Origin of the sequence: Flagellimonas sp. S3867, from assembly GCF_014698935.1 — a bacterium.
In the GTDB taxonomy this organism is placed as follows: Bacteria; Bacteroidota; Bacteroidia; order Flavobacteriales; family Flavobacteriaceae; genus Flagellimonas.
Genome location: NZ_JACVMN010000001.1, coordinates 541989 through 555843, shown reverse-complemented (window position 1 = coordinate 555843; position 13855 = coordinate 541989). Strand labels below are relative to the sequence as shown.

Genomic DNA, 13855 nt, shown 5'->3' with positions numbered 1-13855 from the left:
TTGACTCTCTTTTAAATCGGAAATTTCCAAGCGATATACAAACCCAAAATAGTTCAATTTGATGGAATTTTTCTACAAAAAAGTTGTACATTCAGTCTACCCATTACAACAACCAACTTTCAACCGAATGATTCGTATAGGGATATGCTCGTTCTTGTTTCTATTTACAATAATTACCGCTCATGCGCAGCTTAAGGTTGATGCAGAGCTAAGACCACGTTTTGAGTTCAGACATGGTTTTCAATCCCTCTTCCCAGATAACGCTGATCCTTCGGCTTTTATATCACAGCGTACGCGATTGAATGTGGGGTATAAAAATGAATATTTAAATTTCTATTTGAGCGTTCAGGATATCAGGGTTTGGGGAGATGTTCCGCAATTGAATCGGGCCGATCGTAATGGTTTTGGTGTTCATCAAGCTTGGGGCGAATTGTTGTTCACACCTGAGTTTTCCTTGAAATTGGGAAGGCAGGTGCTTAATTATGATGACCAACGAATTTTTGGGGGCGTGGCATGGGCTCAGCAAGCCAGAAGCCATGATGTTGCCGTATTGAAATTCAAAAAAGATCAATCCAGTTTTCATGTTGGAGCGGCCTTTAATCAAGACGGTGAATCCAACCTAAACAATGTGCTTACCACAGCAAATACATATAAAAGTATTCAATATGGCTGGTTTCATCAGGATTGGGATGGGATATCAGCCAGCTTTCTTTTTCTGAATAATGGCTTACAGTTTATTGATGCTTTTGATTCGGATAACAATGAAACACGATTCAGTCAAACTATCGGCACGCACCTTAAAGGTTCCAAGGAAAAGCTGACATGGCTAGCCAACTTGTATTATCAATTTGGAAATGATGTTGGCGATAATGATCTAAGTGCCTATTTATTGGCCCTTGAGGGAAGCTATAAAATAGAACCCAAATGGTCTTTGGTTCTTGGTGGGGAATTGTTGAGTGGCAATGATAATGGAGCGCCTTCCGGTGGTGAAAACAAGGCTTTTACCCCATTTTATGGTACTAATCACAAGTTCAATGGTCTAATGGACTACTTTTTTGTTGGCAACCATGCCAATAATGTGGGGCTTTTGGATGTTTACGTGGGGTCTGTTATTGGCTTGGGAGAAAAAACCTCTCTCAATGCGCGCATCCATAACTTTTCCGCTGCAGCTGATTTAGCAACCACCGATTCCAAACAGTTGGGAATTGAGGCTGACTTTGTCCTCAATTATAATTTTAAAAAGGATGTCAATATCAAAGTAGGGTATTCCCATTTGTTCGCTTCCGAAGGAATGGAATTCTTAAAAAACAATTTTGATGACAATGCCAATTATTGGGGATGGGTCATGTTGACGATTAAACCGACACTTTTTCAAACAAATCTTGATCAGTAGGTATGCCTATAAAAAGCTATTTAGTGCATCCATCGGAAGGAAAAAAAGCTAAATTGACACAGCAGCTGTCCATTATGGAGCATTGTGAGGTATTGCCTGCGGAAAACGAAGAAGTATTGATCTTGGTCACCGAGACGAACTCAAAACAAGAAGAGGAAATACTTAAGGAAAAATTAGAACAAATAAGTGATATAAAGTTGATGGCCATGGTGTCCGGCTTTGACACTCCAAAAAATGCATAGTATGTATCAATCCGTACACACCAATAGGCGCGATTTTATCAAAAAAATGGCCATGTTGTCCGCCATGACAGCCGCTGCCAGCATGTTCCCGGGAATCATTTTCGCCAAAGAACAAGAAGAAGGAATACCAGCCGGTGCCAATCTAGATTGGAAGAAAGCTCCATGCCGTTTCTGTGGGGTAGGCTGTGGGGTACTCATCGGAACGGAAAATGGGAAAGCCATCGCAGTAAAAGGCGACCCAAAATCACCAGTTAATAAAGGGTTATGTTGTGTAAAAGGTTACCATTCCATTATGGCGATGTATGGGAAGGACCGATTGACAAAACCTTTGGTCAAAAAGAATGGAAGGTACGTACAAACTTCAATGAAAGAAGCACTGGATTTGGTGGCTTCCAAAATGCAGGAAACCATCAAAGATCATGGGAAGGACGCTGTTTCCATTTATGGTTCTGGTCAATGGACCATACCAGATGGTTATGTGGCATCCAAACTTTTTAAAGGATGTATCGGAACTAATAATGTTGAAGCCAATGCCCGTTTATGTATGGCTACGGCCGTTACCGGTTTTTTGACCTCCTTCGGATTGGATGAACCCATGGGTTGTTATGAAGATATTGATCATGCCGATACTTTTGTGCTTTGGGGAAATAATATGGCAGAGATGCACCCGGTTTTATTCTCCAGATTATTGGATCAACGTCTTAAGCGTGGTGTGAAAATCATAGATTTTGCCACTCGTACTACAAGAACAAGTATGGCTGCGGACAAATCCATCATCTTTAATCCGCAGACCGATCTTGCAGTTGCTAATGCGATATGTTATGAGATCATCAATAATGGTTGGATGAACAAGGCTTTTGTAGAAGAACACTGCAATTTCAGCAAAGGTTTGACCAAAATGGGATATGGTCTTGAGGACAATTACAAATTCACGGACAAACCGGAATCCATAAGTTTTGGAGATTACAAAGCATTTTTAGAGGATTATACCCCAGAAAAAGTTTCCAAACTAACCGGAGTTTCAGTAAAAGACATCAAATATCTTGCGGCGCACTTTGGGGATCCTAACAAAAAGGTAATGTCTTTTTGGTGTATGGGAATGAATCAACATTCCAGAGGTACCTGGATAAATAATCTGGTGTATAATATCCATTTGCTTACGGGAAAAATTTCAAGTCCCGGTAATAGTCCTTTCTCTTTAACAGGCCAACCCAGTGCCTGCGGAACGGTGCGGGAAGTGGGAACATTGACGCATAAATTACCACATGGCGTGGTCATGAACAAAGAACATCGAGAGTTTGCTGCTAAAATTTGGGATGTTCCTGTTGAAAATATCCCATCAAAACCCACCTACCATACCGTAGAAATGTTCCGGGCATTGGATAGGGGTGATATCCGATTTATGTGGATTCAGGTTACGAATCCCATGGTCACCATGCCAAAGCTGAAAAGATATCGTGATGGCGCCAAAAAGGAAGGTCGTTTTATTGTGGTTTCGGACATTTATCCAACCCCAACAACCGATATTGCAGATGTAATTTTGCCTTCGGCCATGTGGGTGGAACGTGAGGGGATGTATGGAAATTCCGAACGTCGTACCCAATATTTTGAACAGATGGTGGAACCCCCCGGGGAAGCAATGAGTGATACACTGCAACTGATTGAAGTGGCGAAGCGTATGGGATTTGAAAAACAGTTCTATTATAAGGACGAAACCCATATTGAGGAAATCTATACGGAATACAGAAGGCATCACGATAACAAAAAGCACAATATGGCCCCGCTTGAGGTGCTAAAATCCCAATCTGGTGCAATGTGGCCTTATGTGGACGGAAAAGAGACCAAATGGCGCTTTAATGCCAAGTACGACCCCGCTTGTTCCAATGGAAAAGACTTTCATTTTTATGGAAAGAAAGACGGAAAGGCAATCATTTGGCAACGCCCTTATGAACCAGCTGCAGAAGAACCGGATACCGAATACCCATATTGGTTGGGTACGGGTAGGGTAGTGGAGCATTGGCATACAGGGTCCATGACAAGACGTATCCCTGTACTGCATCAAGCCATGCCACATGCTTATGTAGAGCTACACCCAGACGATGCTAAACGCCTGCAAATCAGAACTGGAGACAAGGTAAAACTCACAACACGAAGAGGGGAAATTACCTTACCTGCTTCGGTCAATGAAAGGGGCGTACCGGCACCAATGCAGGTCTTTGTACCCTTTTTTGATGAAAATATGCTCATAAATGATATCACTTTGGATTCATTCTGTCCCATTTCCAAAGAACCGGACTATAAAAAGTGTGCTGTAAAAGTTGAAAAAGCCTAAGATGAAAAAAAGAGTCGGAATCTTATTGGTTTTTGCCCTTTTGTTCATTGGGTTTTTAGCAAACTGGACCTATAGCTACTACCAAGGTCTAGAAGAAGCCTATATTCCTGTTCATGAAACCAGTGACATTCCTGTTATTCCCTCAGAGAAAAAAGTTTTTGAGCGGTCAAGATATGCTTTGGATTATCTCAACATGCCCGTGGATGAAAATCACCAAAGAACATTGGATACCTATTATAATAATAGAGCATATCCGGGGGCACCACCTAGCATTCCGCATCCCGTAAAGGAAAAATTGGGCATGGGGGCCAATGTCTGTTTACAATGTCACCAAAATGGTGGTTTTGTAGAGAAGTTCAATGCCTATGCACCGGTTACGCCCCATCCTGAAATGATCAACTGCAAGCAATGTCACGTGGAGCAACAAACACAATCAACCTTTGTGGCTACCAATTTTTATAAAAAACCAGCTCCAGATGTAGGTGTCAACAATGCCTTGCCCGGAAGTCCACCTACCATCCCACATCAATTACAGATGCGGGAAAACTGTCTTTCCTGTCATGCAGGACCTGCTGCTGTAAAAGAACTTTGGATAGACCATCCAGAAAGGGTCAACTGTAGGCAATGTCACGTGCCTAAAAAACAAGAGGTGAAAAATGTTGAACTGTTCGTTAGGGCCAATACCAATCTGAAATGAAAACGTTTGGAATAGTTTGTAGCTTGATTATGCTTTGCGGTTTGTTTTCCTGCAAGCACAAAGAGGGCGAATACCATAGTTTAAAGGAGAAAATAGAGGAAGAGAGCAAACATTATGCGGACCCTGGAATTTCTTCAGAAGCATATATTGGCGATATCAACACCATCGAAATAACCGAAGGGGAGCACACCTTTTTGATTCCTGAGCGTAAAAGTCAGATAAAATCATTTGCCTGTACCGAATGCCATTCTAAACCTTTGGAACAAATGCAAAATGAGCCGGGGGAACAAAAGGCGCATTGGGATATCAAAATGAATCATGCGAATGCGAATGCGATGAACTGTGCTACCTGTCATAACGGAAATGACATGGACAATTTGCATAGTTTAACTGGCAATACCATAGACTTTAACCAGAGTTACCAATTGTGTGCGCAATGCCATAATAATCAGGTTGAAGATTGGAAAGGCGGTGCCCATGGCAAGAATATAGGCGGTTGGGCAAAACCAAGGGCAGCATTTACCTGTGTGAATTGCCATAACCCACATGAACCGCAGATAGCCTCAAAATGGCCTGCACGATTCAATACAGAAAAAGTAAAAGAAAGAAAATAACCATTTAACAAACGCATCATGGGAGACAAAAAGAAATGGTTTCAATTAGATTTAGGCCTCAATAAGAAGCAACCTAATGCTGGAACTTGTGGCTGCGGCAAAACAAGCGGAGGCTGTGGTTCCCATGCTGCGGAACCTCCAAAAACTGGGCATGCCATTTCTTCAGCGGAATTTGATGCGGCCGTAGAGCAAGAACTTACCCAAGAAACCATGGTAGGGCAGACCCGAAAAGATGGTTTTCAGCAGGTGTTTGATGTGAAAATGGATAGAAGGTCCGCTTTTCGCAAATTGACTGCAAGTTTGTTGGTAGGTGCGGGAGCTGTACACACTTCCTGTAGTGTGACCGCTGGTGAAGAAACGAAGGAAAAAGCACAATTGGATTGGGAAGAACAGTTTAAGGGCAACTACAAACTGATGACCGAAGAAGAAAAGCAAGCTACCGTAGATCGTTTGGTAAGATCCTACCAGTTGCGGAAAAAGGAAAACATAAAAATGACGGCGACGGACGCTTCCAAAGATGTGCTCTTTGGCTATGCATTCAATATTTCCAAATGCCAGGGATATATGGATTGCGTAAGTGCCTGTGTGAAGGAAAATAATCAAGACAGGAATTCGGAAATGCAGTATATCCGCATTCATGAAATGAAGGATGGAGAGGGCTTTAAATTCAATGAGGCAGATGACAATTATTACCACGAGGTACCTGCAGAGGGGCATTTTTATATGGGCACGCAGTGTTTTCATTGCGACAATCCACCCTGTGTAGAAGTGTGTCCCGTTGAAGCCACATGGCGCGAAGAAGATGGTTTGGTAGTAATCGATTATGATTGGTGCATTGGCTGTAGATATTGTATGGCAGCCTGCCCGTATGACGGTAGACGTTTTAACTGGAGCAAGCCCGAAGTACCCGAAGAGGAAGTGAACAAGAACCAACATTACCTCGGAAATCGATTGCGTAAAAAAGGAGTGATGGAAAAATGCACGTTTTGTGTACAGCGCTCTAGGTCTGGGAAGGATCCTGCCTGTGTTGAGGCCTGTCCCACCGGAGCTAGAATCTTTGGTAATTTATTGGATCCCGATAGCACGATCAGATGGGTGCTGGAAAACAAGCAGGTATTTCGATTAAAAGAAGACTTGGGAACCGAACCCAAGTTCTGGTATTTTATGGATTAACAAATATGTCAGGCAGTATCAAAAAATAAATTGAATGGAAACAGTTAGGGCATTTCGAAGTATGGTCAAGGACAGTTTGGGTTACATCACCCATGGGTCCAAAACATACCATATTTGGATGATATTTTTAACCGTGATCATGCTTATTGGCATGTATTGCTATTCCATTCAGTTGGATGAAGGCCTGAGCGTAACGGGAATGAACGATCGTGTGAGCTGGGGGCTTTACATTTCCAATTTCACCTTTTTGGTCGGGGTTGCCGCCGCTGCCGTTATGCTGGTCATGCCCACCTATGTCCTAAAGGACATTGATTTTAAACAGGCGGTCTTGATCGGGGAAGGATTGGCCGTAGCAGCCCTTGTTATGTGTCTGGCCTTTGTGGTGGCCGATATGGGAGGCCCTTCGGTATTGTGGCATATGATTCCGGGGATTGGGGTCTTTAATTTCCCCAACTCCATGCTGGCGTGGGACGTAATTGTGCTCAATGGTTACCTCTTTATCAATATTACCATTCCGCTGTATATTCTCTTTCGACATTATCAAGGAAAAGAGGCAAAGTCCAAAATATATGTTCCTGGTTCCATTTTATCAGTTCTTTGGGCCGTGGGCATCCATTTGGTCACTGCTTTCTTGTATGAAGGACTTCAAGCACGTCCGTTTTGGAATAATGCTCTTTTGGGCCCTCGATTTTTGGCTTCGGCCTTTGCCGCTGGCCCTGCTTTGATTATCCTGGTATTGGCAGCTATCCGAAAATTTTCAGAATTCAAAATAGAGAATAAGACCATCAGCAAAATAGCCATGATCGTTACCGTTGCGGCGCAGATTAATCTGATTATGCTGGTTTCAGAACTCTTTAAAGAATTTTATGCGCCTACGCACCACAGCGAAAGTGCCTATTATCTGTTTTTTGGATTGGAAGGAAAAACCGCATTGCTGCCTTGGATATGGACAGCCATCCCCTTAAATATTTTAGCAACCGTACTATTGACATTCCATAAACTTCGCAATAACTTTAAGGTCTTGTATTTCTGCTGCTTTATTCTGTTTGTGGCCATTTGGATAGAAAAAGGATTTGGCTTGATCGTTCCCGGCTTTATTCCCGGACCCTACGGAAAAATAGCGGAATACACCCCCACCTGGATTGAAATCTGGGTAACTTTGGGTATTTGGGCCATGGGCGCCTTTGTCTTTACCATGTTGGCAAAAACCTCCATTGGTATTGAACTGGGCAAATTGCGATACAAGAAAAAGAAAGTGCTGGAATCAGAAACAGCTTAATTGTTGTTGAGTTGAAATGTTGAAAAAAAGTGTCAGGTCGAGCTGTCATCCTGAGCAATGTCATCCTGAGCTTGTCGAAGGATTGTCGAAGGACTGTCGAAGTGTTATGGAAGGAGCTAGTGAGACCTAATTAAACAGGTCAATTTTAAAAGACCTCTCGACGGCGCTCGAGGTGACATCCAATAAGAAAACAAAAAATAAACAGATGAAAATAAGAATCAAAGGGAACTCCATCCGATATCGACTTACGCGAAGTGAGGTGGAAACTTTTTGCCATACCGGTCATTTTGCCGAAACCACGGAGTTCAATGACCGTAAATTCACCTATGCCGTAAAAATATCGGAGACCAAAACCCATATGGATGCCGAATTTGTGGATGATACCATTACGCTGATTGTACCCGAAGCGATTTGCAAAGGTTGGAATGTGAACAACCAAGTAGGTTTTGAGCATACAGTGACCTTGGATAATGGAAATACTCTGTTTTTGCTAGTGGAAAAGGATTTTGTCTGTATGGATGAGACAACCGAAGATCAATCGGACAATTATCCAAACCCAAAAGCAGTTTGCTAAAAGCCGAGCAATGGCCACAACAAAAATATTGATTGCCGGAATAGGAGGGGTGGGAGGCTTTTTTGGAGGCTTACTCGCCAAACAATTTGAGGACAGTAAAACTGTTGACGTTCATTTTCTCGCCCGTGGGGCACATTTGGAGCAAATACAAAAGTCGGGATTAACCGTTATTGAAGGCGACGAACAGTTTGTGGCCATTCCCAAGTTGATCACGGATGATGCCCACCAAATTGGTGTGGTAAACTATATAATAGTTGCTACCAAAAGTTATGACCTGGAGCAGACCATGCAGCAGCTTGCACCCTGTATTGGCCCGCAAACGGTGATTTTGCCCCTGCTCAATGGGGTGGACTGTAGGGAACGTATCCAAAAACTATTGCCCAACAACTTGGTGTGCGATGGTTGTGTGTATATTATTGCCCGATTGTCTCGGCCTGGGGTGGTGGAGAACCTGGGAAACATAAAAAAACTGTTTTTTGGGGTTGAGGGAAGTTCCGATGCCCGATTGGAGGTCTTGGAAAAGCTGTTCCAAGAGGCTGGGGTAGAGGTGACCCTGACCCAACAGATTGAAAAGGTGATCTGGGAAAAGTTTGTCTTTATCTCGGTAACGGCCACGGCCACCACCTATTTTGATGAGTCCGTAGGCCCCATAGTTGCCGACCCTGACAAACGAAACACCGTGATTGCTTTGGTCAACGAAGTGGCCCAAATTGCAAAGCAAAAAGGGATTGCCATCTCCGATAATATGGCCGAACAGGTATTGGCCAAACTGGAAAGTCTGCCCTATGGAGCAACCTCTTCACTGCATTCTGATGTTACCGCCAAAAAAGCCCATACCGAAGTAGAGGCTTTGGTAGGTTATGTGGTGGCCGCAGCACAACACTTTAGTGTTGACGTGCCAACATACCAACAATTGTTTGCGGAGGTTCAGAAGCGTATTTCTTAAAAGTAAGAATTTAAGTATTAATTCTTTGATTATTTTAGCAAGGGAAAGAAAAAATAATAAAACCAAAGAAAAATATAAAGTTCTTTATTTGATTGAATAAAAGAATAATATTTTATATAAAATATGGTCAATTATGAATATTTCTAATCTTAGATGAATAGTAAAGGATACAAAAAATGCTTTTCTTCAGACTCAATTCTTCTCGCTTGGGAACGGGTAATATCCAGTGTTGGAACCGATGCTAAGGATTATTTCGGAATAAGTCTCTATAGCTCAAACCTAAGTGACAGATTAAAAAAACTAACTCTGGAACTAGAAAATGGAGAATATTACCCAACAAGACCATTCAAATATTATGAGCCGAAATTAAACGGTACCCAGAGAACTAAAACCGTACTTGGAATTAAGGATGCAATTGTATATCAGGCAATTGCAAACTATGTTGCGGAACTCACTTACGATTATTTTACTGAAACTAAGCATTTTGTATTTGGAAGTGTTTTAAGCCCGGATGTAAAAAAGGGCGTGAGTATTCTAAACGAGGACGTTATCGACTTTTATTTTTTCGAGTATTACGTGAGTCTTTATAATCGATTTGTAGAAAGCATAAATGAGACCGTTGACAAACTTTCAATAATATATAGATTAGAAACAGATATTACGAGCTTTTTTGATACCATTCCACATTCTACATTAGTAATTGAACTCAATCGTTTTAAAATAGATAAGGATGTTTTAGAATTATTAAGTAGCTGTCTTAATTTTTGGTCCGGCACAAGAGATTCTGAAACAATTGGAGTGGGAATCCCTCAAGGTCCCGCTGCTTCTTATTTTTTTGCAAATCTAATTTTAGACAGCCTTGACAGAATGGCAATGGAAAATGATTTGACCTATTTCAGATTCATGGATGATATTAGAATTTATGACTCTGATAAGAAAAGGCTTAATTCGGCTTTGATAAGTTTTGACAGACATCTAAAAGGCAAATCTCTCTCAATAAACATTAAAAAAACCTCTATTCAAGAAGTAGAGCATTTGGAAAAAGAAAAGGGACGGTTGTTGGATGCGTCAGGTATAAAAATCAAGAAAACCAAAAAATCTAAAGAGGTAGATGTGGATATTCTGGAACACGATTCATCCCAAATAAGCGGGGATGAAGAGAAAAATATTACAGCTATCAATAATAAAGAGGCATTAAGCTATTATTATAAAGCGATTCAGGAAATTGAAGATGAGCTTTCAGATATCTACTATAAAACAAAAGATGAAAATATTTTAGAATCTTCCTTCCTCACTGATGTTAAGCTTGTAAGAAGGTTTTTAACTCTTGCACAAAAATGGAGATTAATTACTAAAAACCTTATAGATCTTGATGATAAAGTTCCTGATTATGAAATGGTCCATATTTGGTTGTTTGGAATTTCACGCATCTATTGGAAATCAAACAATCTTATTTGGAATCTGACTTATTATGATGATTTGTCGGATTATCATAAGGACTTCAATGAACTAATGAACAAGTTCAAGGATTATGAGTGGGTAAAATATCAATTACTTGCTGTATATGACAAAACAGTAGATTTCAATAGTTCGAAGGTCAATTTAATAATCAAAAAAATTAATAATGAAGATAGTCCTCTTGTGAGGTTAGGTTATTATAAAATGTTAGTTAAAAAAATAAAGTTGAATTCTCAAATATCTGATTCTTTGGCTCATCTGATTAAGTCAGAGACAGAGACTTATGTACAGGAAACGGTTCTAAACTTGATTCACACTAAACATTTAAATATTCCTATCGATAACTTAAAATCTTGGTTTTTGTAATGGATTATTTAAAAACACTTAATGACATAAAGGATTCCATCGGTAACGGCAAAGAACTCACGGCGCCCAATAAACTTATAGTAATAGATTTAATCGAGAAGGAACAACAGTCCATCGCAATAAACCAAGATATATTCATTTATTTCTATGAAGATGTTATAAATAATGATTTAGAGTTTGAATTTGAAGAAGTTTTAACTACACAGGTGTACCAGTTAGCACAGGGGGACGCAACAAATTGCCTAAATACGTTTTCTTCATTTAAGAAAATTGAGGATAATTCATCTTTATATTCTTGGATTCAGAATGCTATTAGATTTACGGATCATTTAGCTTTACATTATCTTCAAGAAATCCTCGAAGAAACTCCTGTAAAACAGGGAGATGCAGGTCCTGAACGTTCCAGATATATTCAAATCAATCAAAAGAAAAATGATGCTGAAAAAGCTGGGAGAATCATGGATAATTTGTATGAATGTAGGAATAAGCTGGAGCATCGAACTGCTAAGGATTCAGAAAATTCGGATTATCAAAGAATTATCCCACCTAACTATAAAAGGGCAAAAAAGCAAATAGTTAAAAGATACCCGCAAGCTTTGATTTGTTTTAGGGATTCGTTTACCAATTTTTACAATGCATGATATTGTTTATCAATGGAAGTCCGTAACAATGACAAAAGAGGAACTATTCAAAAATATTTTCAATTCTCAAAAAGAAACAATCGTAGGCTCGTTTGTGAGCGCAACCACGGAAAAAGAAAATATTGATTCAATTGAATTAGCCACTATTTTGAAATTAGATAAAAGTCGTTTCTCTAAAGAGGCATTGATTATTTTAGATACTTTAGAAAAGGATAAGGAATTTCCATATCAAGACTTGTTTCAAAACCTTAAGTGGAAAATTAATAGTTTAATAAACATTCAGGATGCATTCGAAGGGGTGATATACAATGACTATAGTATTGAAACATTTACGGGAAAGTCCTATTTTTATTATGAAGGCTTACACATTCTTAGAGAGTATTTTTACTGTGGATTGAACAATTATTTATCAGCTTCATCACACCTATTAAGAACTTTTATAGAATTCAACATAAAACAAAATTATTTTGACTTCAAGTGTCAACAAAATGATTCATTTGCTCCTTTAACAGAATATTTCAAAAACGGGATTGCACCAAGTAACTTGAAAATGGTAAATAGTTTTTTGCCAAACAATAGTTTTACCAAACCCATAAAAAAGAAAATTCAACTCATATTAAAGAATATTTCTACAACTTCTTCTCATGCTTATAAACCAATTGATTCAAATCGAGGAGAAGGAAAATTACAGCATGAGTATTCCTTGGATACTTTTTATTTTTGGTTAGAACTGAATTCAACTATAAACATTATACTTTGGTGTTATTATATAAATCACCCTATGCTTTTCAATCCAAAAGACATTCCAAGGAAATTTGGTTTTAATTATCCAATGGGAGCTTTCATTTCTATGTTTCAGTTTGAGTCGATAAAAAATTCTATGTCAAAGGAAGATTTCGATTTATTCAAAAATTATTCCTTAAAAACTGACAAAGTAAGAGATCTTGATAACTTTTATAATGAGCAAGAAGATATGACTGATGAAGAAATATTAGCTTCTTGGAAAGAGGAAGAGACCATTGACAATATTGAAGCTGGTTATTTTCTGTTAACAGCTAAGTATAGGGCAATTTCTGAGATTCTTGCCAGCAAATGTACCTTTGATGCTCAAAAAAATGTTGATGAGAGTCTGGAACCACTTGTAAGAGAATTGGGCAGTTATAGCTGGTGGAAATCCAATTATAAAAAAATATGATGTCTTTGACAAAGCGCATAAACTAATGGTTTCTCCTTCGACTCCTACTTAAGCTAGAATGTTATTGTCAAATAATTGGCTTTGATTCATGAAATTCAAATTGATTCATTCTAAGTTCTGTTGAATGCTCAAACCGACTACCACTACAACCTCCTCACCGCAGCATCGCTCAACCCAGTAGCTTTTTTAATAATTTCAACATCAACACCTTGAGCTTTTAGCTCTTTGGCAATATCCTTCGCCTTTTGTTTTTCGGCCCTTTTACGCTCGGTATCAATCTTCCATTGTTCCAGCTCCTTTTTTTCGGGCCCCATGATCTCAAACAGTCCAGACTTGCGTAGTTCGCCCATGATCCCCTTATCGGCAAAGCTGGTATAACCGTCTTCGGTAATGATCAGGTGGTCCACTACTTCAATATTGATCAGCTTGCCCACCTTTAGCATACGGTCGGTAAACTCATGGTCTCCTTTAGAGGCATCCACAACGCCACTAGGGTGGTTGTGCACCAAGATCACCTTTACCGCCAGTTTGTAAATGGCCATACGGAACACATCGGGCGGGTCGGCATTTACCCGGTTTACCGCACCAAGGCCTATCAATTCTATAAATAAAACCTTGTTTTTGGTATCGAGCCCCACTACCCAAAAATGTTCTTGGTTACGGCGGATTTTGTTTTCGCGCAGCAATATCTGCTGCATTACAAAGTAGATATCAACAGAATTTAAGACCTTAATTTTCTGTTCTTTGGTAAGACGGACGTTCATATTTCAAATATACAATTTGTGGGGAATGCTGCGAGCGGGCAAAAGCAATAAAAATTGGCAATTACAAAATAACCTTCCCATTAGGTTGCTTTCTTTTAAAACACATATTGTATGCTCACTAGATATTTATTATATTGATAATGAATCCAATAAACCCAAATTTTTCCAACACTTCTCTTTA

At 39.7% G+C, this 13855-nt stretch carries 13 protein-coding genes; 12 read left to right on the top strand and 1 reads right to left on the bottom strand.

Features of this window, described 5'->3' with window-relative positions; genetic code table 11:
- Window positions 1-127: 127 nt before the first annotated feature.
- The 12 genes from IAG46_RS02510 to IAG46_RS02455 all read left to right on the top strand — a co-directional run bounded on the left by IAG46_RS02510 (window position 128) and on the right by IAG46_RS02455 (window position 12910).
- The gene (locus tag IAG46_RS02510) at window positions 128-1393 is read left to right on the top strand and encodes an alginate export family protein (RefSeq protein ID WP_190808744.1); all 1266 of its coding nucleotides are present in this window, start codon (window positions 128-130) and stop codon (window positions 1391-1393) included.
- A gap of 2 nt (window positions 1394-1395) precedes the next feature.
- Window positions 1396-1635: a chaperone NapD gene (locus IAG46_RS02505; RefSeq protein WP_190808743.1), complete on the top strand. Its 240-nt coding sequence runs from the start codon at window positions 1396-1398 to the stop codon at window positions 1633-1635.
- Between the two features lies 1 nt (window position 1636).
- A complete protein-coding gene (locus IAG46_RS02500) occupies window positions 1637-3967 on the top strand; it encodes a molybdopterin-dependent oxidoreductase (RefSeq protein WP_190808742.1) in 2331 nt (776 codons plus the stop codon).
- Between the two features lies 1 nt (window position 3968).
- The gene (locus IAG46_RS02495; protein ID WP_190808741.1) at window positions 3969-4664 is read left to right on the top strand and encodes a nitrate reductase cytochrome c-type subunit; all 696 of its coding nucleotides are present in this window, start codon (window positions 3969-3971) and stop codon (window positions 4662-4664) included.
- The gene (locus tag IAG46_RS02490; RefSeq protein ID WP_190808740.1) at window positions 4661-5278 is read left to right on the top strand and encodes a cytochrome c3 family protein; all 618 of its coding nucleotides are present in this window, start codon (window positions 4661-4663) and stop codon (window positions 5276-5278) included. The genes IAG46_RS02495 and IAG46_RS02490 overlap by 4 nt, the downstream gene beginning before the upstream one ends.
- Window positions 5279-5296: 18 nt before the next feature.
- Complete coding sequence (locus IAG46_RS02485; RefSeq protein ID WP_190808739.1) at window positions 5297-6451, top strand: 4Fe-4S dicluster domain-containing protein; 1155 nt, start codon at window positions 5297-5299, stop codon at window positions 6449-6451.
- Between the two features lie 34 nt (window positions 6452-6485).
- Window positions 6486-7730 (top strand): sulfate reduction electron transfer complex DsrMKJOP subunit DsrP, encoded by a 1245-nt coding sequence (gene dsrP, locus IAG46_RS02480; RefSeq protein ID WP_190808738.1) that lies wholly within the window; start codon window positions 6486-6488, stop codon window positions 7728-7730.
- Window positions 7731-7935: 205 nt separating this feature from the next.
- Window positions 7936-8304 carry a hypothetical protein gene (locus IAG46_RS02475; protein ID WP_190808737.1) on the top strand — a complete coding sequence of 123 codons (369 nt, stop codon included), beginning with the start codon at window positions 7936-7938 and terminating at the stop codon, window positions 8302-8304.
- Between the two features lie 10 nt (window positions 8305-8314).
- Entirely contained in the window at window positions 8315-9250 is a 936-nt protein-coding gene (locus tag IAG46_RS02470) for a ketopantoate reductase family protein (RefSeq protein WP_190808736.1), read from the top strand.
- Window positions 9251-9403: 153 nt separating this feature from the next.
- On the top strand, window positions 9404-11074 hold the full coding sequence (locus tag IAG46_RS02465; protein WP_190808735.1) for an RNA-directed DNA polymerase: 1671 nt from the start codon (window positions 9404-9406) through the stop codon (window positions 11072-11074).
- The gene (locus tag IAG46_RS02460; protein WP_190808734.1) at window positions 11074-11715 is read left to right on the top strand and encodes a hypothetical protein; all 642 of its coding nucleotides are present in this window, start codon (window positions 11074-11076) and stop codon (window positions 11713-11715) included. Before IAG46_RS02465 ends, IAG46_RS02460 begins: the two co-directional genes overlap by 1 nt.
- 28 nt (window positions 11716-11743) lie before the next feature.
- Window positions 11744-12910, top strand: a complete 1167-nt coding sequence (locus IAG46_RS02455; protein ID WP_190808733.1) for a hypothetical protein — start codon at window positions 11744-11746, stop codon at window positions 12908-12910.
- A 143-nt stretch (window positions 12911-13053) separates the two neighbouring features.
- Here the strand turns inward: IAG46_RS02455 and IAG46_RS02450 are convergent, their stop codons facing one another.
- The gene (locus tag IAG46_RS02450) at window positions 13054-13674 is read right to left on the bottom strand and encodes a JAB domain-containing protein (RefSeq protein ID WP_190808732.1); all 621 of its coding nucleotides are present in this window, start codon (window positions 13672-13674) and stop codon (window positions 13054-13056) included.
- Window positions 13675-13855 lie beyond the last annotated feature (181 nt).